The 17,030-nt window shown below is 61.9% G+C and carries 20 protein-coding genes; 9 read left to right on the top strand and 11 right to left on the bottom strand.

The genetic code is table 11. The features are described from left to right. Window positions 1-33: 33 nt before the first annotated feature. Window positions 34-1,263 (top strand): D-mannonate dehydratase ManD, encoded by a 1,230-nt coding sequence (manD, locus tag ACFVTG_RS05905; RefSeq protein WP_059387443.1) that lies wholly within the window; start codon window positions 34-36, stop codon window positions 1,261-1,263. After that, a complete protein-coding gene (locus ACFVTG_RS05910; RefSeq protein WP_390278869.1) occupies window positions 1,253-3,598 on the top strand; it encodes a gluconokinase, GntK/IdnK-type in 2,346 nt (781 codons plus the stop codon). The genes manD and ACFVTG_RS05910 overlap by 11 nt, the downstream gene beginning before the upstream one ends. Before the next feature lie 227 nt (window positions 3,599-3,825). Here ACFVTG_RS05910 and ACFVTG_RS05915 read toward each other — a convergent pair whose 3' ends face one another. The 3 genes from ACFVTG_RS05915 to ACFVTG_RS05925 form a co-directional block, all read right to left on the bottom strand. After that, a complete protein-coding gene (locus ACFVTG_RS05915) occupies window positions 3,826-5,088 on the bottom strand; it encodes an acyltransferase (RefSeq protein ID WP_284751682.1) in 1,263 nt (420 codons plus the stop codon). A 54-nt stretch (window positions 5,089-5,142) separates the two neighbouring features. Beyond that, complete coding sequence (locus ACFVTG_RS05920) at window positions 5,143-6,465, bottom strand: hypothetical protein (protein WP_390278871.1); 1,323 nt, start codon at window positions 6,463-6,465, stop codon at window positions 5,143-5,145. Between the two features lie 658 nt (window positions 6,466-7,123). Beyond that, window positions 7,124-7,858, bottom strand: coding sequence for an SOS response-associated peptidase (locus ACFVTG_RS05925; RefSeq protein ID WP_284751680.1), 735 nt, complete (start codon window positions 7,856-7,858; stop codon window positions 7,124-7,126). Between the two features lie 102 nt (window positions 7,859-7,960). Here ACFVTG_RS05925 and ACFVTG_RS05930 point away from each other — a divergent pair, with 102 nt between their 5' ends. The 4 genes from ACFVTG_RS05930 to ACFVTG_RS05945 are packed head-to-tail and all read left to right on the top strand — an operon-like array spanning window position 7,961 to window position 9,931. Beyond that, the gene (locus ACFVTG_RS05930) at window positions 7,961-8,497 is read left to right on the top strand and encodes a universal stress protein (RefSeq protein ID WP_284751679.1); all 537 of its coding nucleotides are present in this window, start codon (window positions 7,961-7,963) and stop codon (window positions 8,495-8,497) included. After that, entirely contained in the window at window positions 8,494-8,994 is a 501-nt protein-coding gene (locus ACFVTG_RS05935) for a fluoride efflux transporter FluC (RefSeq protein ID WP_390278874.1), read from the top strand. The genes ACFVTG_RS05930 and ACFVTG_RS05935 overlap by 4 nt, the downstream gene beginning before the upstream one ends. Further along, on the top strand, window positions 8,991-9,359 hold the full coding sequence (gene crcB / locus ACFVTG_RS05940; RefSeq protein ID WP_284751677.1) for a fluoride efflux transporter CrcB: 369 nt from the start codon (window positions 8,991-8,993) through the stop codon (window positions 9,357-9,359). Before ACFVTG_RS05935 ends, crcB begins: the two co-directional genes overlap by 4 nt. A 41-nt stretch (window positions 9,360-9,400) precedes the next feature. Continuing rightward, window positions 9,401-9,931: a ferritin gene (locus tag ACFVTG_RS05945; protein WP_284751676.1), complete on the top strand. Its 531-nt coding sequence runs from the start codon at window positions 9,401-9,403 to the stop codon at window positions 9,929-9,931. 42 nt (window positions 9,932-9,973) lie between these two features. Here the strand turns inward: ACFVTG_RS05945 and ACFVTG_RS05950 are convergent, their stop codons facing one another. From ACFVTG_RS05950 to ACFVTG_RS05980, 7 genes are all read right to left on the bottom strand, one after another. After that, window positions 9,974-10,384, bottom strand: coding sequence for a putative immunity protein (locus tag ACFVTG_RS05950; RefSeq protein WP_390278877.1), 411 nt, complete (start codon window positions 10,382-10,384; stop codon window positions 9,974-9,976). An 88-nt stretch (window positions 10,385-10,472) separates the two neighbouring features. Further along, window positions 10,473-10,919, bottom strand: coding sequence for a hypothetical protein (locus tag ACFVTG_RS05955; protein WP_390278879.1), 447 nt, complete (start codon window positions 10,917-10,919; stop codon window positions 10,473-10,475). A 58-nt stretch (window positions 10,920-10,977) separates the two neighbouring features. Beyond that, window positions 10,978-11,616 carry an AFG1/ZapE family ATPase gene (gene zapE / locus ACFVTG_RS05960; protein WP_284751673.1) on the bottom strand — a complete coding sequence of 213 codons (639 nt, stop codon included), beginning with the start codon at window positions 11,614-11,616 and terminating at the stop codon, window positions 10,978-10,980. 34 nt (window positions 11,617-11,650) lie between these two features. Beyond that, window positions 11,651-12,001 carry an AFG1/ZapE family ATPase gene (gene zapE, locus ACFVTG_RS05965; RefSeq protein ID WP_390278881.1) on the bottom strand — a complete coding sequence of 117 codons (351 nt, stop codon included), beginning with the start codon at window positions 11,999-12,001 and terminating at the stop codon, window positions 11,651-11,653. Beyond that, a complete protein-coding gene (corA, locus tag ACFVTG_RS05970) occupies window positions 12,001-12,996 on the bottom strand; it encodes a magnesium/cobalt transporter CorA (RefSeq protein ID WP_284751671.1) in 996 nt (331 codons plus the stop codon). The genes zapE (ACFVTG_RS05965) and corA overlap by 1 nt, the downstream gene beginning before the upstream one ends. Before the next feature lie 17 nt (window positions 12,997-13,013). Next, a complete protein-coding gene (locus tag ACFVTG_RS05975; protein ID WP_284751670.1) occupies window positions 13,014-13,439 on the bottom strand; it encodes a DUF1761 domain-containing protein in 426 nt (141 codons plus the stop codon). 9 nt (window positions 13,440-13,448) lie between these two features. After that, a complete protein-coding gene (locus ACFVTG_RS05980) occupies window positions 13,449-14,009 on the bottom strand; it encodes an Lrp/AsnC family transcriptional regulator (RefSeq protein WP_390278883.1) in 561 nt (186 codons plus the stop codon). A 168-nt stretch (window positions 14,010-14,177) separates the two neighbouring features. Here ACFVTG_RS05980 and ACFVTG_RS05985 point away from each other — a divergent pair, with 168 nt between their 5' ends. The 3 genes from ACFVTG_RS05985 (at window position 14,178) to ACFVTG_RS05995 (ending at window position 16,397) form a co-directional block, all read left to right on the top strand. Next, window positions 14,178-15,416, top strand: a complete 1,239-nt coding sequence (locus ACFVTG_RS05985; RefSeq protein WP_390278885.1) for an MFS transporter — start codon at window positions 14,178-14,180, stop codon at window positions 15,414-15,416. Between the two features lie 91 nt (window positions 15,417-15,507). Further along, complete coding sequence (locus ACFVTG_RS05990) at window positions 15,508-16,173, top strand: ArsR/SmtB family transcription factor (protein WP_390278887.1); 666 nt, start codon at window positions 15,508-15,510, stop codon at window positions 16,171-16,173. Further along, window positions 16,170-16,397, top strand: coding sequence for a 2-nitropropane dioxygenase (locus ACFVTG_RS05995; protein ID WP_390278889.1), 228 nt, complete (start codon window positions 16,170-16,172; stop codon window positions 16,395-16,397). The genes ACFVTG_RS05990 and ACFVTG_RS05995 overlap by 4 nt, the downstream gene beginning before the upstream one ends. Before the next feature lie 19 nt (window positions 16,398-16,416). Here ACFVTG_RS05995 and ACFVTG_RS06000 read toward each other — a convergent pair whose 3' ends face one another. After that, window positions 16,417-16,920: an Lrp/AsnC family transcriptional regulator gene (locus ACFVTG_RS06000; protein ID WP_078108298.1), complete on the bottom strand. Its 504-nt coding sequence runs from the start codon at window positions 16,918-16,920 to the stop codon at window positions 16,417-16,419. Window positions 16,921-17,030 lie beyond the last annotated feature (110 nt).

Raw genomic sequence — 17,030 nt, forward strand, 5'->3', positions numbered from 1 at the left:
AGCCCTCGATCAGCAACCCTGAAAGGACCAGCTGTGAAAATCATTGCCGCTGAAGTCTTCGTGACCAGCCCCACCCGGAACTTCGTGACCCTGCGGATCACCACCGAGGACGGCGTGACCGGCATCGGCGACGCGACCCTGAACGGCCGTGAACTCGCCGTGGCCGCATACCTGAAGGAACACGTCGCGCAGCTTCTGATCGGCAAGGACCCGCACCGCATCGAGGACACCTGGCAGTTCCTTTACCGCTCCTCGTACTGGCGCCGCGGCCCGGTCACCATGGCCGCCATCGCCGCCGTCGACATGGCCTTGTGGGACATCAAGGGCAAGGTGGCCGGACTGCCGGTCTACCAGCTCCTGGGCGGCGCCTCCCGCAACGGGCTGCGCGCGTACGGCCACGCCTCGGGCGCGGACATCCCGTCCTTGTTCGACTCGGTCCGGGAGCACCTGGAACTGGGTTACAAGTCGATCCGCATCCAGACCGCCATCCCGGGCATCAAGGCCGTCTACGGCGTGGCCGCCCAGGCGCAGGCCTCGGGTGAGCGCTACGACTACGAGCCCGCCGGCCGCGGTGCGTTCCCGCAGGAAGAGGACTGGGACACCCGCGCCTACCTGCGCCATCTGCCAACCGTGTTCGAAGCGGTGCGCAACGAATTCGGCCCGGAAATCCCGCTGCTGCACGACGGCCACCACCGCATGACCCCCATCCAGGCAGCCAAGCTCGGCAAGGCCCTGGAACCGTACGACCTGTTCTGGCTCGAGGATTGCACTCCGGCCGAAAACCAGGAGGGGCTGCGACTGGTCCGCCAGCACACCACCACGCCGCTGGCGATCGGTGAAATCTTCAACACGGTCTATGACTTCCAGACGCTCATCAAGGAGCAGCTGATCGACTATGTCCGGGCCGCGTCCACGCACTTCGGCGGGATCTCGCCGCTGAAGAAGGTCATGGACTTCGCCGCCCAGTACCAGATCAAGTCCGGCTTCCACGGCCCGACCGACATTTCCCCTGTCGGTTTCGCCGCGCAGCTGCACGTGGGCCTGGCCATCCACAACTACGGCATCCAGGAGTACATGCAGCACTCGGACAAGACCAATACGGTCTTCGAGCAGTCCATGACCTTCACCGACGGCTACCTGCACCCGGGCGACAAGCCGGGCCTCGGCGTCGAATTCAACGAGGAAGCCGCCAACTCCTTCCCGTACCAGCAGGCCTATCTGCCGTACAACCGCCTCGTGGACGGCACCGTCCATGACTGGTAGGAACGTGGCCGCGGCCGGCGACCTCAGCGGAGCTGCAGAACAGCCGCGGCGCATTGTGGTGATGGGCGTCTCCGGTTGCGGCAAGACCACCATCGGAGACCTCGTGGCCCGGGCGCTGGGAGTTCCGTTCCTCGACGGCGATTCGCTCCACCCCATCGAAAACGTCGCCAAAATGGCCGCGGGCACGCCCCTGACTGATGAGGACCGCTGGCCTTGGCTGGCGACGGTCGGCACCGAACTCGCCAACGCCGGCGACGGCGGGCTGGTTCTCGCCTGTTCCGCCCTCCGGCGCAGCTACCGGGATGCCATCCGTGAGAAAGCCCCGGACACCATCTTCCTGCACCTGCACGGCAGCAAAGAGGTGCTCAGGGAACGGACAGAAGGGCGTTCCGGCCACTTCATGCCGCCGGCCCTCCTTGATTCGCAGCTCGCCACCCTGGAACCGCTCGACGCCGACGAGGCCGGGTTCGTCGTGGACATCGCCGTCCCGGTCAGCGAGGTGGTCGCGGAAGCGCTGGCCGGGATTGCCGCCGTCGCAGGCTCCAAAGCTCCGGCGGCCGACAGCGCCGGTACCGCGGGCACCCCGGCGCGGCAGTTCGACGTCGACCTCCAGTCGGCGCCGTTCAACCTCGACGACGAGGCTGTTGCGTGGGTGGATTCCACCATCCGCGGCATGAGCCTCGAGGAAAAAATCGGGCAGCTCTTCATCAACCACAACAACGATTACTCCCCGGAGTACCTCGACGGTGTGCTGGAGAACTATCACGTCGGCGGGATGCGGTACAGGCCGGGTCCGTCCGCCGCTGTCCAGCAACACATCCGTTATGCCCAGTCCAGGACGCGCATCCCGCTTCTGGTGGCCTCCAACCCGGAAATGGGCGGAGCGGGAAGCTGCGACGACGGAACTTTCGTGTCGACGCACCTACAGGCCGGTTCCCACCCTGACAAGTCCATCGCCAGGAAAATGGGCCAGGTGGCCGGTGTGGAAACCGCGGCTTTGGGCTGCAACTGGGCCTTCGCGCCGATCGTGGACATCCACTACAACTGGCGCAACACAGTCATCTCCACCCGGGCGTTCGGCAACACACCGGAAATCGTGGTGGAGCGCGCCAAGGAGTATTTCGACGGCATCAGCGAATCGCCCACTGCCTGCGCTATCAAGCATTTCCCGGGCGACGGCGTGGACGAACGCGACCAGCACGTGGTCACTTCGTACAACACGCTCGGGTACGCGGAATGGAATTCCAGCTACGGGCACGTGTACCGGGAAATGATCGGCCATGGGGTTCAGTCGATCATGGTCGGACACATCGGGGCGCCTGAGCTCACGCGGCATTTCCGTCCCGGGACGCAAGACAAAGACATCCTGCCCGCCACCCTCGCTCCGGAGCTTCTCCAGGACTTGCTCCGTGGCGAGCTCGGCTTCAACGGGCTGATCCTCACTGACGCATCGCAAATGGTCGGCCTCACTCAGGCCAAGAAACGCAAGGATCTCGTTCCAGCCACCATCGCCGCTGGCTGCGACATGTTCCTGTTCTTCCGCAACCCGGCGGAGGACTTCCAGTACATGATGGACGGCTACAAGTCCGGCGTGATCACCGATCAGCGCCTGCACGACGCGCTGCGCCGGATTCTGGGGTTGAAGGCCAGCCTGGGGCTGCATAAGAAACTCCCGGAAGAACTGACGCCGTCGCCGGGAGCGCTGCGGCTGATCGGCAGCGAGGCGCACCTCGCCGTCGCTGCCGAAATCGCCGACAAGACCGTCACCTTGATCAAGGACACTGCCGGCAACCTGCCCATCACACCGGAAACGTATAAGCGTATTCGCCTGTACGGCATCTCCGGCGGTTCCGATTTCACCCGGGCGGATCCGTTGGCCTATCTGGATACGGTCAAAGAAGAACTTGAAACCGCCGGTTTCGAGGTCCACCTCTTCAAGACGGCGGAGCAACGCGAAGCTGCGGGGGAGGCGGGCGTGAACTTCATGAGCGTCATCTCCGACGAAGCCACCGGCGATTATGCGGAAAAGTACGATGCCGCGTTCGTCTTTGCCAATGTCAAGGGCTTTGCCCAGGAGGCTGCGATCCGCATCAAGTGGTCCAGTCCCATGGCGGCGGAAATCCCTTGGTACGTCACGGAAGTACCCACGGTGTTCGTCTCGCTGAACCAGCCAAACCACTTGATCGATGTGCCGATGGTCAAGACGGCCATCAACGCCCACGCAGGGACCCGCGAGGCCATTCGGGCAACCATCCAGAAAATCCAGGGCAAGTCCGACCTCCAAGGGACGTTCAACGAGAATGTGTTCTGCGACTCGTTCGACACCCGGCTCTAGGTTCTTTTTCCTTGAATTCTAGGGGTTAGGAAGGACTCCTTGCTGACTGATTAGCGTCAGTCCGCAGGGAGTCCGGTCGGCACAGGCACCGAGGCATCCACCGGGGCACGTTGACGTCCGTGACCGGCCTGATGCGCAAGGTCGGCGTGTTCATCACCTGCTGGAACGACCGTTCCCACCCCTTGACGTGGACCAAATGGTGCTTCACAAAGACTCTCACACGTACGTCACGGCGCGGCCGAAGTCGCCAGAGGTACCTTCTGCGAACTAGATTCCCCTTGGGGTGAAGGTTTCTTTCTCAACATGGCGGGGCGCTCCACCAAGTAATACGTCAAGGCAGACAGTGGCAAAACGATTCCGAGGACAAGGATGGTGTTGAAGGGAAGTGCCAGCACGGTTCCTCCAACTGTTAGTTTGTGTGTCATGAGCCAAAAAATGACCGGGAGATGCCACAGGTAGATGCTGTAACTGATAGTCCCTGTGAACCTAATCGGACGCCATTCAAACAATAGCGCGAGTCTATTTGCCCCTCCGTCTCGTGATGATGGGAGGACAACGGCAAGAAGGACAAGAGCCGAGGCGACGCCAGCCATATTCGACAAGTAGGGCATTGTGCCTGACATACCGGCCCATATGGCAGCTACAGCTGCGGCAAGGAGGACCACCTTTACCCAAGCCGCAACACGCTGAACACCACGCTCATCCAGGGCGACAACAACCAGTGCCGCCGCGATTCCATAGCCAAACAGGTCAGCTTGTCCCAGGAAACTCCTCAGTAAAACTGCAGTACCAGTCTGCCCAAAGGCAAAATCAACGCGTTGGGTGTAGTCAAGGTGATCGGCCGCCGCATGGCCCCAGGAAGTCACTCCCAATCCGATAACGACCAGGGCAACCGGGGCAATCGCTAGAGCCACTGCCTTGCTGGTTCCCAGCCGCACGAGCCGGGCCGAAAGTAGCGCCATCAACGGCACCGCTACGTAAAAAGTGATCTCGGCCGTCAACGACCAAGCGACGGGAAGGCCGCTCATGACGAACTGTGGAATAAACATATGTACTAGCAACGCATTGGCAAGGAACTTTATGGGCTCGGTCAGGCGTCCGATATTGTCCGGGCCAAACCCGTGTGTGCTGCCTTTGATGTAGACAGACCCCATAACGAGGGCGGTCGCTCCCAATATGACAAGGTAAGCGGGGTAGATCCGCAGTAACCTGTTGGCTGCATAACGCCGAATTGAAGGGAGCTCTTTGCCTCGCATGATCGACGTGACGAACGGCCTGAACAGCAGGAACCCTGACAGGACAAAGAAGAGTGGAAGCCCTTGGCCGAGAAGAGGCAGAAAAACCTGGCCGACTGGTCCCAAATGAACTTCGTCCGAGGCCATGAGGCCGACGTGATATGCCAGCACTGATAGAGCCGCTGCCGCGCGCAGTCCTTCGATGCCGGCTAGCCGGCGTCCCCAGGAGGGGAGAGGCTCGACGATTTTTTTCACGGTGGCTCCTTCAGGAGGGACGATCGATGTTGATGAAGCAGTGAACACGACGCGTCAAGGCCGCAGGTCGTTGCAATGGACCTGCACCTTCCATGCCCCCGGCGCCGTTCCGATTGGATATTCGGTCATCCCAGGATCAGCGATACAAGCGACTCTGGCAGTTGCAACGCCGGTTGCCCAGAGCGGTCCCTCCTGACGGAATGCCGATGACGGAAAGAAATACAAGCACTGCAGAACAAGGAAGGCGGCTAAAACACCCGTGGTGGCCTTTGGAGAAGTATTTTCCCATAAGACTGCCAACAATGGAACCAGGGCAAGTAGGAACATCGATGGGACAGTGCTATATCTCCCCAAAAGGAAGGCGCCCCATTGGGTCACACCAAACTCTGAGTAATCAAACGTGTCCGAAAAGTTGAATACTGCCGCTGCAGTCCACACACCCACCGAAGCCGCTACGAACGAAAGTGCTGCCACGCGAATACGCATGGAGCCCTTCAACAGAAGATACAAAAAAGCAAGAAAAAATGGTAATGCGGCCAAGACTACAGGCAACACTCCGAAGTTCAGGATATTGCGGGAAATTTGTCTTGATGTGCCGAAGATTACTGCCGAACTGCTGTTGAGGAACCATCCTTCGGCTACCGAAGCAACGTTGACTGGCGCGAAAGGAGCAGAACGCGGATAGGACAGGGTGGTAATGATCTGGCATGTGATGCCCACCAGCAAGCCGAGTCGAGCCGGTAAAAGTGCCTTGTCCTTGAACCGGTAGAGGAAGAGCGGAACGAACATCACCGTCAGAATCTCGGTGAGAGATGCCAACGCTGCCACGACGAAAAGTAGGACACCCTCATATTTCGATTGCGTGGGCTTGATAAGCAGCCAGGGTACCAACCACAGCAGATACCAATGAATGTTGGCAAAGTTACCCTGAGTCTCCAGCGCGCCGGGAGCAACAAAAATAGTGATCGATGCCCACGCCAGTCGGATCAGAACATTTGTGGTGAGGGCCCTCGAACAATGAAACACCATCAGGGCGATGAGGGTAATCAGGAGACAACTCAACGAGGAAACGGCTATGGCAAAGTCGTCGATTGAAAAGAACCTGACCACAAACTTCGTCATAGCCCGCGGAACTACATGCAGATAGCCCTGGTACGGAGCAAACACATCCAGCAATCCACGGCGGCTCAGCGCGTCTTGGAGAAAGACTGCGCCGTCCTCCGCCCAGATGGTCCCTTGAGCTGTAGGGCTGAGGCGACCGAATGCGACCAGGGTGCCTGCGAGCACCGCCCCGAATGTAGAAGGAATTATCCACCCGATTTTCATCGGAACTACATTGATTTTCATCGGAACTACATTTCTGTCGCTGCTTTTCATAGTCCCTCTTCGACCACCGACGCGGAGCGCACGTGGAGTATCTATTGGTAGCAGTCCTGATTAGGGGCCCTGCAGTGCCTGCACCGCATGCATATTACCTCACCCAGATAGTGCCTACGAAAATACGCCGCCCGTCATGGGCTGCGCTCGAACTGGGCCTGCATCGGCTAGACGGCGGGTATTTCGCGTACGTTCAACGAGAACCTGTTCTGCGATTCGTTCCACATCCGGCTTTAGCCTGGTTCGTCCTGCGGCGGCTAATTCCCAGCGGCACGGGGAGTGGCCGTCGCATGCCCGGTGCTCCGCATGGGGGATTGGAGTTCGAATCTCCCGGCCTCCATATTGTCGATGCCTCGCAGTAGTATTCGGGCATGCCTGACCAGCCCGAATATCCCGCGCCGTTGAATTCAGTCGGCGCCCCGCCCCCACGGCAAACGGAACCGCTGTCAACCGTTTCAAGGGTGCCTGTTATCGCCAAGCTCGTTTGGCCGAAGTACCTTCAATATGTTCCGGCCATGGTCACGCGGACGTCGGAGGGCAAGGTCTTGGTGCAGTGGTGGCCGAACCCCTTCGGATCGGCTACCAGATTGACCTGGCTAAAGGATACGGACGTGAGGGCCGAGCTGCGCTATGAACGTTGAGCGCTGAGAGCGTTGAGTCAGGCGGCCGGGTTCGCGACGTCCACCAACTTGGTGTTGTCGTCCACGAGTTCCACGGGCCTCATCATCCATGCCGACGCCAAGCCATACGCCTCGCCCAGCACGGCGTCCAACAGGGCCTGGCCCCTGGTTTCCTTGGGGTCGATCCAATCGTCGATCATGTCTGGAGAAATCGGAACCGGGATCCGGTCATGCAAGTTGTGCAGTCTCTCGTGAACGCCTTCCGGAGGGGAATCCATGGTCAGGATCGAGCAGGACAAACGCCAGGCGCCGGGCGCGGACTTGTCCTCGATGCTCTCGTCGCGCCATGGCGCAAACAATCCGGCGAAGGTAATCAACTCATCCTGAGGTTCGACGATGTAGCGCTGCTTGGGATCCTTCCGGCCAGGCCCCGATTTCTTCCACTCGTAGTACGCAGAAGCGGGGACAACCGCCCGCCACTTCGGCAGGGAAGCCCTGAATACCGGGGTTGACCCAGCCGTTTCCGAGCGTGCATTCCAAGTCGGTACCTTCGAATCGAAGGACTTGGAGAATGTCGGAACCAAGCCCCAGCGCCCGGCCGCGAGCTCGCGTCCGACCGAATCGTCCCCGGCCCGTCCCCGCAGAAAGACCACGGGGTCTGTCGGGTTGATCTGGAGCGTTGGCGAGGGGTAGTCGGTATCACCGCGCAGCACGGCACCGAGCTTCCTCGAGAGATAGTCTGCTTCGAAACCGACACTGAACCGACCGCACATATCGACATTCTCGCGTAGCGCTTGGGACAACGCCAGCTGTAGAAGCCCATACTGGAGCAATACGGAAGCCGCACCCTGACAACACGGACATTGGAGGGCCCCATGAGCAACCCGCGTGGCGAGGACACGCCGCTGGCCAAGGCGAGCCCCGCCCGCTTGGCCGGTCCGGTGCTGGCCGGGGTGCTCCCGCACCAGCCTGTCACGGTGGTCGAGAAGGCCGCCGAAGTAGCGCTCAGCGCCGGATTGGAACTGGTCCTGGCTTTCGCTGATGTCACGAGCTTCCCTGCCGCCGGGGACCGGGATGGGCATCTGGCGGCCCAACCGATCGATCCCGACGGAATCGACGACGACGCCGCGGCCATCTCGGAGTCGCTCCAATCCCGCATCGCGGATCAACTCGACGGAACGGGCGTGCGGTGGACCTTCGTGACGCTCGCCGGCGAGCCTGCCCGGTCACTGGGCCGTTATGCGGCGAGTATCAATGCATCCATGATCGTCGTGGGAACCAAGGAACACGGCCTCGGCCCGAAGTTTGAAGGACTGGTCACCGGATCGGTAGCCTTGCACCTGGCGCATCGCCAGAACTGCCCCGTGCTCATGGTTCCCTTGGGCCGTCACGACCCAAGCAGGGATCAATGAAGGAAAGCAGCACCGCCCCGCCAGGAGCCAAAGCCCAGACGGCACCACCGGACCGGCACCCGCACCGCCCGCTCCATCTGCACGGGCGGTTCGTTCTGCTTGTCGCGGCGGGCGGAATCCTGGGGGCTTTGAGCCGCTACGGGTTCGGCATGGCCCTTCCGGCGCCAAACGCGTGGCCGCTGCCCACCTTGCTTATCAATCTGTCCGGTGCGCTCGCGCTTGGCTGGCTCCTCGAAGCGCTCGCCCGGAGCGGGCCCGACGCCGGTCTCCGCCGGATTGCCCGCTTGGGCATCGGAAGTGGTTTCCTTGGGGCCTACACCACGTACAGCACCTTGGCCCTGGACTCGGTGCATCTCTTCGGAGCAGGACGCGGGATGGACGCCATCTGGTATCTGGTAGCCAGCCTGTTAGGCGGTGTCGCGGCCACAACCCTCGGTATTTGGCTTGGGGCGCTCCAGCACAAGTCCGCCCGAGAGAGGCAGAAGGCCCGGCCATGACCCTCCTTCTGATAGCGCTCGCGGGTGGCGCAGGGGCGGCCGCCCGGTTCGTGGTGGATGGGGTGGTCCGTTCCTGGGCCCGGACTGCTCTGCCGCTCGGCACGATCTTCATCAACCTCTCCGGGTCGCTGCTCATGGGGATCCTGGCAGGGCTCGTGATGTCACATCAGGCTCCCGAATCACTTCAGCTGATTCTCGGCACCGGATTCCTCGGCGGATACACGACCTTCAGTACGGCAAGTTTGGAGACCGTCCGGCTTGTCCAGGCCGGCCGCACCGGCCTGGCCCTCCTCAACGGAGTAGGCACTATGGCGGCATGCGTCGGAGCCGCGGCAGCCGGCGTCGGGCTCGTTTTTTTGCTCTGAAGCTCCTGCCCGCACCAAGTGCCAAAGGTAGGATCGGGCGCATGGCAAAGAAGACATTCAACGAGCTCCTGTCCGCCCAGGTTGGAAACGAGTTTGCTGCGTCCCAACAGTACATCGCGGTGGCGGTCTACTTTGATGGCCAGGATCTACCGCAGCTGGCGGCACACTTCTACCGCCAGGCACTGGAAGAGCGCAACCACGCCATGATGATGGTCCAGTACATGTTGGACCGTAACCAGCCGGTCCAGATTCCGGGAGTTCCGGCCGTCCGCAACGACTTTGCCAACGTGCAGGAGCCGATTGCCTTGGCGTTGGCCCAGGAAAAGGAAGTCACCCGCAACATCGAGGAGCTCTTCCGGGCAGCGAGGGATCAGAATGATCCCCTCGGCGAGCAATTCATGTTGTGGTTCCTGAAGGAGCAGGTCGAAGAAGTTGCCTCGATGACTACTTTGTTGAATATCGCAGAGCGCGCGGACAACCTCTTCGACATCGAGAACTATGTCGCCCGGGAGCAAGTCGGCGACGGCGGCAACGACATCGGTGCGCCGCCCACCGCCGGAGGGGCGATCTAGGGCGTCCTTCGTCTTCTGACTGAAGTCACCGCCCCCGATCGCCTACCGGACACCCCCCTGTGGCGTGCTACTGCCGATAGCGGCCTGAATCTTCCGAACGATTGACCCAAGAAGGCCCGACGCGAGAAGTCCGGAACCGAGCGGGCCCGCGGAGTCCTCACCCACCGGCGGCAGCTGCCGAAGCGCCGCCCTCACTTCAGCACTCATGTTCGCGAGTTGCCAGGAGATCTCGTCGGAGATGGCCGTGGGCTGATCCGGAGTGGCCAGCCCGGCCGCTTTCGCGGCGTCGAGTTCACCGTGAGCAAACGCCCGAGCGCGGGCGATGGCATCACGTGGTCGGCCGTCTGTGGGGGCCTCCGTCTCGAAGAAGACCAGGACTCGCTCAGCACAGTCCGCCGCCCATGCCGCGACGATGCGGCGATCGGCCTCGCTCAGTGACTGAGGGGAAGACATGCCAAAATTTTCACACACCGCCCCACGTGCTCCGGATCTTTCATGAGCCGCATCTCCGACGTAGCCGGTAGGGGCCGACGTAGCCAGGCTAAGGCAGCGGGTTGTTCGCGCCCCAGTTGTCCTTCGAGCCGCGGATCCTGGATAGCACGCGATACTTCCAGAACGCGATACCAGCGAAAATGACGGCTGCAACGGTCCCACCGACGATGCCAATCACTTGTTTCGGAGTATCGACGGGGTACATCCCCGACAGCGTCATCGCGATGCGACCGAGGATATCGACGAGCAACAGAAGTACCGCGGCAAGCACGGTGCGCCGAGTGAACCACAACAGGAGTGTTCCTCCAGCGACGTAGCACAAGCCGAGGCCAACCCCCATGATCGTGGTGAGCGCGTCTGCTGCTGTGACCAACCCCACGAAGTCATGCGCGAAGCCCGTGACGACCTCGGCAAAGCCGAAGATGATCATCAGCACGGCAACGACGAAGACGAGCGTCTGCTTCCGTACGGTCGTTCTCAGGTTCAAACCTGCCATATCTCTACCTCGCGTAGACCATTACTGAAGCGTAGGGCCGTTTGCCAAGGCCGTGCCTTCAGCTGCCCCCGGCCTCCACTTCTTCAAAAGGCACCGAGGACTCCACCCGGCCCAGGAGCGACAGCCGGCTCGCGATTCCGGCCAGGTCAACGGGCTGGGCGCTTCTTTGCTGGGAGCCAGTCCGGTGCGCCGGATCCTGGGCAAGATCCCAGTCCAGGGGGCCGTGGCCCACCAGGAACAGCGTGATGTCCTGGTCGTAGAGGACATCCACCACATTGCTGAACCGTTGCCAGGCCGGTGCAGAACCGGCGGTCGACCCGATCGTCGGCGACGGCACGCCGTCGATCACCCAGGTTCCGTAGTCCTCCGCCAAAGCCAAGTAGTCCGCCGTCGACATGAGGCGGCCGCACAATTCCGCGAAACTGACCCAGAGCATGTCGTCGGCCGCCTTGACGGTGAGTCGTTGCGTCGTGGGCGTGAGGATCCGCTCTTGTGCCTTCGATGGCGGGAACAAACCGAAGGCTCCGAGTTGCGCAGGCGTTCCGGGCGTAATGATCTTGCCCCTGCTGAATGCCTTCAGTCCACTGGAGCCGCTGGGTGTCGCAGCGGAACCGGGAACCTGCGAACGCCGGAAATCTGTGTCTCCGTCGATCTCCATGATGTCCATCATCTCCTTGATCACCCCGATGGTCGGCACGAAGTGATCGTGCCACAGAGGGTTCGGCAACAATTTATCCGGTGGATAGTTCGACGTCACCTCGATGCAGTTGGCGGAAGAAATCATGGAAATGGATGCGCCTTTTACGCCCCGGCAACTGGCGGTAAAAGCTGTCCATGAGCCAGCTTTTGCCGCGCCCCACCGGACCGTGAAGGTAGACGCTGCGCGGGGTCCGCCATCGTAGGAGTCCCGGGCGGCGGAGTCCCTCGCGCCCGACAGTGAGGGCCTCGCCGAGCTGGCAGAGCCGGGCAGCGGCCGCGGCCTGGGCCGGCTCCAGGACGAAACCTGAAGCGTCGGCGTCGGCGATGATCTCCGCCATGAGAGCTGACGCATCGAGGCGTCGCCCGGCAGAGGCAGGGAACACTAGAGCCAGTTCTTCCGCTTGAAGATGACATACATGACAAAGCCCGCGGCAACCATCATGCCGAGCGCCATGGGATAGCCGAACGTCCAATGGAGCTCGGGCATGATGTCGAAGTTCATGCCGTAGAGCCCGGTAACGAATGCCGGTGCAAAGAAGATCGCGGCCCACGAGGAGATCTTCTTGGTTTGTTCGTTTTGTGCCGCACTCGCCTCGTTTTGCCGGTTCGCGGTCAGGGTCCCGTCGAGGGTCAGGGCGTTTTGAAGCAGGTCCCGGAAACCATTGGCGCGGGATATGACTTGTTCGACGTGGTCCTCCACATCGCGGAGTTTGCGCTGCAGTTCGATGTCGACACCGTATTTCTCGAACCCGCGCTTCAGGGAGGCCATCATGTCCGGGAGGGGGTTGATTGCGCGCTGGAACTGGATGACCTCGCGGGCAAGTTCATAGATGCGCCGCGAAACCAGGGGATCCCCGCCGAAGAGCTGGTCCTCGATCTCGTCGATGTCGTTTTCCAGCCCCGAGATCACGGGGCCGTAGTCGTCCACCACTCGGTCCAACAATGCGTAAAGGACGGCTTCGGGACCATGGCGCAGAAGCTCCGGTTGTTGTTCCAGATCGCGACGGACCCTGGCCACCCCGGGTGTTTCAGCGTGCCGGACCGTGACCACGAAGTTCCTCCCCGTGAAGATATGCAGTTCACCGAACTCCACGGTCTCCGTAGCGTCCACGTATCGCGCAGGCCGCAGGACGGTGAAGAGGTTGTTGTCGTACCGCTCCAGCTTGGGCCGCTGGTGGGCATTGACGGCGTCCTCTACGGCGAGCAAGTGGAGGCCGAACTCGGCGGCCACTGCCGCCATTTCCGTCTCGTCCGGCCGGTACAGTCCAATCCACACCATCCCGCCGTGGGCGGCCAGTGTTTCGACGCTTTGCTCAAGGCTTTCCGGAGTCGCGGTCCGGATACCGTTCACATAGACGGCATTGTCAATGATGGTCACGAGGTTATTCTCCTCCCTTACGGCAAAGCCCCGATGATTGACCCGGCGACAGTCATGGCCACGATGTCATGGCCGGAGTCGATGAGGGTCACGGCAGACGGTCTGCCCGCGAAGCCGTTGTGGATCACGTGGGCGCCAACGCGGAAGACGACCGCAATGACCAGCGCAAAAAATCCGCCGGCCAGGCTTCCATGCACACCGAGCCTGCCGATAAGGACGGCCAACAGGATGCTCGTGAGTGCTGCGGCCACCATCATGGGGATCCAGATTCCTGGGCCGCCGTCGATCTTCTTGAGGTCTTCCTCGGTCTTGCCGATGGCCTGCATCCACCGTCTGCCGAGGACCGCCGGCATGTACCAGACAAATCCGATGACCATGCTGGAAACGAACGCCAGGAGTATGGCCAGCCAATTGAGGTGCTGAAGAGAAGAGAGCCAATCCATTCTGGAATCCTAGTCGGCTTCCCTGAGTGGCGAATCGGTGGAAACCTGCGCTTTGACCCGTTTCGTGGCGCCGGCCGCCCCGGCCGCGTCCACGAGCCTGCCGATGAGCGGCTCTGTCCGGTAGGGGATATGGGTGTGCAGGGCAAGGACCGTTTCTGTGCGGATGACGCCTTTGGTTCTGAGGATGGAGCGAAGCGCGGTTTGCAGGTTGTGCGTGTCGGTGGCCACCACCCGGCATAGGAGATCGCCCCTCCCGGAGATTTCATGCACCTCAAGGACCTGGGGGATGCGGCGCAAGGCTCCGATCACGCCGTCGAGTTCCCGGTGGGTGACCTCCAACGTCACGAAGCCGACGACGTCGTACCCCACCTTTTCGAGGTCGACCTCGCGGCCGCCGTCGTTCAGTACGCCCGAGCGGACCAGACGCCGCATCCTCGATTGGGCGGTGTTGCGTGCGATCCCCAAGGACTCGCTGAGTTCGCCGACCTGAACCCTGGGATCACGGATCAACTCGAGCAGGATCTTCAGGTCCGTCGGATCGAGGGTGTTCAAATCATCACTCCAGCTCATTTTTGGTCATCCTTGGACGTCAATTTTGACTGTCCTGATCAATTCTTCCACGGAGATCTGATCTATATGGCAGATCTACGACATCCTGTTGCCATCAATATCTTGGGCCGTACAGTCCCGGCCCACAAGGCCAGGTTTCGCGACGGCCGCTGAGGCGAAGGCACGGAAATGACTGTCTTTAGCGAACTGCGCATGCGACCGGCCACCGCCGGGCGCTGGGGCTGGGATGCTTCCACCACGGCACGGCTGGTCCTGGCCGGCGCCGTCACGTTCACACTGCTTGTCGGTGCCAACTTGGCGAGCCCGCTGTATCCGTTGCTTCAGGCGGAGCTGGGAATTACGTCACTGGGCGTGGCGATTGCCTTTGCGAGCTACGTCCTGGCGCTGGTGGCCGTGTTGATGCTCGCCGGCCACTGGTCGGACCATATCGGCCGGCGTGCGGCGCTGGTGCTGGCTGTCCTAGTGGGCTTCGTGGGCGGGCTGGTTTTCGCCAACGCTGACAGCCTCTTGATGCTCTCTGCCGGCCGCATGCTCCAAGGCGTTGCCGTAGGCCTCGCAACCGGAGCGAGCTCGGCGGCTTTGCGCGAATTGCTTCCGTCCCGGCCTGAGTGGGCTTCCCGCTTCACGTTGCTGTCTTCCTCCGGAGGGGTGGCCGCGGGTCCCGCAATCGGCGGATTGCTTTCGCTGCTCCCGGGTGCCACCTCGACGCCGTTCTTCATCCACGCGGCCGTCCTGCTCCTATTGCTTGTCCCGCTTTGGCTTCTCAAGGCACGCCCGGCGATTCGGCCTGCCGAAGGCCCGCGTCCCTACACCGTGCTCGCCCCGCGACGGCCCTCCGTGTCGCGGGAAGCCAGGGGAGCGTTTTGGCTGGCCTCAAGCGTGGGATTCCTCAGTTTTGCTGTGTTCGGATTCTGCCTTTCGCTCGCGCCCGGCTACTTCGCCGTCGTCGTGCACGCAGATTCGCGCCCCATGACCGGACTGCTCGCCGGACTGACGCTCGGTGCGTCCGCGCTCAGCCAATTGCTGACAGTCCGCGGACGGTTCGCCGTGCCCATGGGACTGGCGGTCCTGGGAGTTTCCATTGTCCTGGTCGGCGCGGCGGCATCCCTGTCCAGTCCGGTGCTGCTGGTGGCAGCGAGCCTGTCCGCGGGGGTGGGGCAGGGGATCGCCTTCCGGCTGGTGTTCAACGATGTTGCAAGCAAGGTGGAAGCGTCCCGGCATGCCCAGATCATCAGCACCGTCTACGTGATCACCTACCTTGGCAGTGCTGTGCCGGTCATCGGGCTGGGCCTGGCCGCCTCGGTCATTGGGCTGGGCGCCGCTGCCAGCTATTTCACTGTGGTGTGCGGGCTTGCGGCGACGGTCTTGGCTGCCTTGTCCCTTCGTAGGGTGCTCCGGAACGGCTGACGGGCGGTTGATCCGCCAAGTCCAAGTTCGCAAAGATTGATTTGCAAAGAAATGCTTGCAAAGGTTTCTTTGCAAGAGTAGCGTTTCCGGCATGGACAAGGTTCAAGAGCAGGAATTCCCCGTCCGCAAGGTCGATACGGCATCCCTGAAAGCGCTCGCGCACCCCCTGCGCGTTCAAATCCTCGAGATGCTGTCCCGTTATGGGCCACAGACCGCCTGCAGCCTGGCCGAACTCCTCGATGAATCCAGTGGTGCTACCAGCTACCACTTGCGGCAACTCGCCAAGTTCGACTTCGTCCACGAAGTCCAAGGCAAGGGGACTGCGCGGGAGCGGTGGTGGGAGCGGCCCAAGGGCGCTATCCAGATCACTTCGCCCGAGTTGGCACATTCGCCGGCAACGCAGGAGGCATCGCGGCTGGTCACCCGTGAGTTCGAACGCAGCAGGCAGGCCGTGCTCGCCGACTTCATGGCGCACGGCATGGACTCCCTGAGCGAAGACTGGCTCGACGCTGCCATCGTCAACACTGCCAACGCCCGGATGTCGGCCGAGCAGCTCGGACGCTACGCCCACGCCATGGAAGCCTTCGCCCGCAATCTTCTGGAGGAAATCAGGAGCGAACCCGAGGCGGACGATGCCCGCCCTGTGCAGATCCATTTCAACGCATTCCCGATCCTGGGCGTCCCGGCGTGGGCCGGAGACAAGAAATCCCGCGACGCGAAGTCGCACGCAGCAGCCACCGAAGGGAAAGAGTCATGAGCACTGCCACCGCATCATGCGGCACCTACCGCCGGCCCTCCATGCTGGAATCGGCAGCAGCCGGAGTCGGAGCCGGCCTGGTTTCCTGGGCCGAGCGCAGGCGCTACATTCCTCCGGTCGACCTGGCCGCGCAGCGAGCGGCGTCCAGGCGGCGGCAGGAACTCGGTGATCTTCGCCGGGACGCCATGGGGGCTTCTCACTCGGGCCTCGAGCCAGGTCACTGAGCTGGGTCTAACCCGACCGCTATTCCGGCAGTGGCCCGTGATTGCCTTGGATGTGGGCAAAGACCAAAGTGGTCTCGGTGTGGCCCACCACTGGGTCGGTGGCGAGGTTGTCCAGGACCCAGTCGCGAAGGTCGTCGGTGTTGGCAACTGCGATATGCAGCAGATAGTCCACGGAGCCCGAAGTGTGGAAGGTGGAGATCACTGCAGGGAGGGCGGGAACCCGGGCCGTGAAGCGGTCAATCTGGTCGCGGTCATGGGCGCGTAGGCGCACGGCGATCAAGGCCTGGACCGATCGGCCGATTGCCGGGAGGCTGAGGACAGCCTCGAAGCCCTCGATAATGCCGCGTTCGGAAAGCGACCGCGTGCGCATGAGCGCCGTCGACGGAGCGATTCCGACCAGTTCGGCCAGTTGCTTGTTGGAGATCCGGGCGTCGTCAACCAAAGCCGCGAGGATGCGTTCGTCGATCGCATCCAAGGGCTCGCTGATGCCGACGGGCCGAACGTTCTTCGGGGTGGTGCTCACGGATCCTCCTGAAAGTGCTGTCTATTCATCATAGATGCCATTTTCCGCTCAATCCATTCATTTGCACTGTCAATCTCCGAATTATTGCCAGATACTAACCGAATTCAACG

Source organism: Arthrobacter sp. NPDC058127 (genome assembly GCF_042884555.1).
Taxonomy (GTDB): Bacteria; Actinomycetota; Actinomycetes; order Actinomycetales; family Micrococcaceae; genus Arthrobacter.

Coding starts and splice junctions, on each gene's coding strand:
- ACFVTG_RS05920 (WP_390278871.1), bottom strand. CDS start 6,465: ATGAAAAGCAGCGACAGAAATGTAGTTCCGATGAAAATCAATGTAGTT.
- ACFVTG_RS05975 (WP_284751670.1), bottom strand. CDS start 13,439: ATGGATTGGCTCTCTTCTCTTCAGCACCTCAATTGGCTGGCCATACTC.
- ACFVTG_RS05995 (WP_390278889.1), top strand. CDS start 16,170: ATGAGCACTGCCACCGCATCATGCGGCACCTACCGCCGGCCCTCCATG.
- ACFVTG_RS05990 (WP_390278887.1), top strand. CDS start 15,508: ATGGACAAGGTTCAAGAGCAGGAATTCCCCGTCCGCAAGGTCGATACG.
- ACFVTG_RS05925 (WP_284751680.1), bottom strand. CDS start 7,858: ATGTGCGGTCGGTTCAGTGTCGGTTTCGAAGCAGACTATCTCTCGAGG.
- ACFVTG_RS05935 (WP_390278874.1), top strand. CDS start 8,494: ATGAAGGAAAGCAGCACCGCCCCGCCAGGAGCCAAAGCCCAGACGGCA.
- crcB (WP_284751677.1), top strand. CDS start 8,991: ATGACCCTCCTTCTGATAGCGCTCGCGGGTGGCGCAGGGGCGGCCGCC.
- ACFVTG_RS05930 (WP_284751679.1), top strand. CDS start 7,961: ATGAGCAACCCGCGTGGCGAGGACACGCCGCTGGCCAAGGCGAGCCCC.
- ACFVTG_RS05910 (WP_390278869.1), top strand. CDS start 1,253: ATGACTGGTAGGAACGTGGCCGCGGCCGGCGACCTCAGCGGAGCTGCA.
- ACFVTG_RS05950 (WP_390278877.1), bottom strand. CDS start 10,384: ATGTCTTCCCCTCAGTCACTGAGCGAGGCCGATCGCCGCATCGTCGCG.
- ACFVTG_RS05985 (WP_390278885.1), top strand. CDS start 14,178: ATGACTGTCTTTAGCGAACTGCGCATGCGACCGGCCACCGCCGGGCGC.
- ACFVTG_RS05980 (WP_390278883.1), bottom strand. CDS start 14,009: ATGAGCTGGAGTGATGATTTGAACACCCTCGATCCGACGGACCTGAAG.
- ACFVTG_RS05945 (WP_284751676.1), top strand. CDS start 9,401: ATGGCAAAGAAGACATTCAACGAGCTCCTGTCCGCCCAGGTTGGAAAC.
- ACFVTG_RS05955 (WP_390278879.1), bottom strand. CDS start 10,919: ATGGCAGGTTTGAACCTGAGAACGACCGTACGGAAGCAGACGCTCGTC.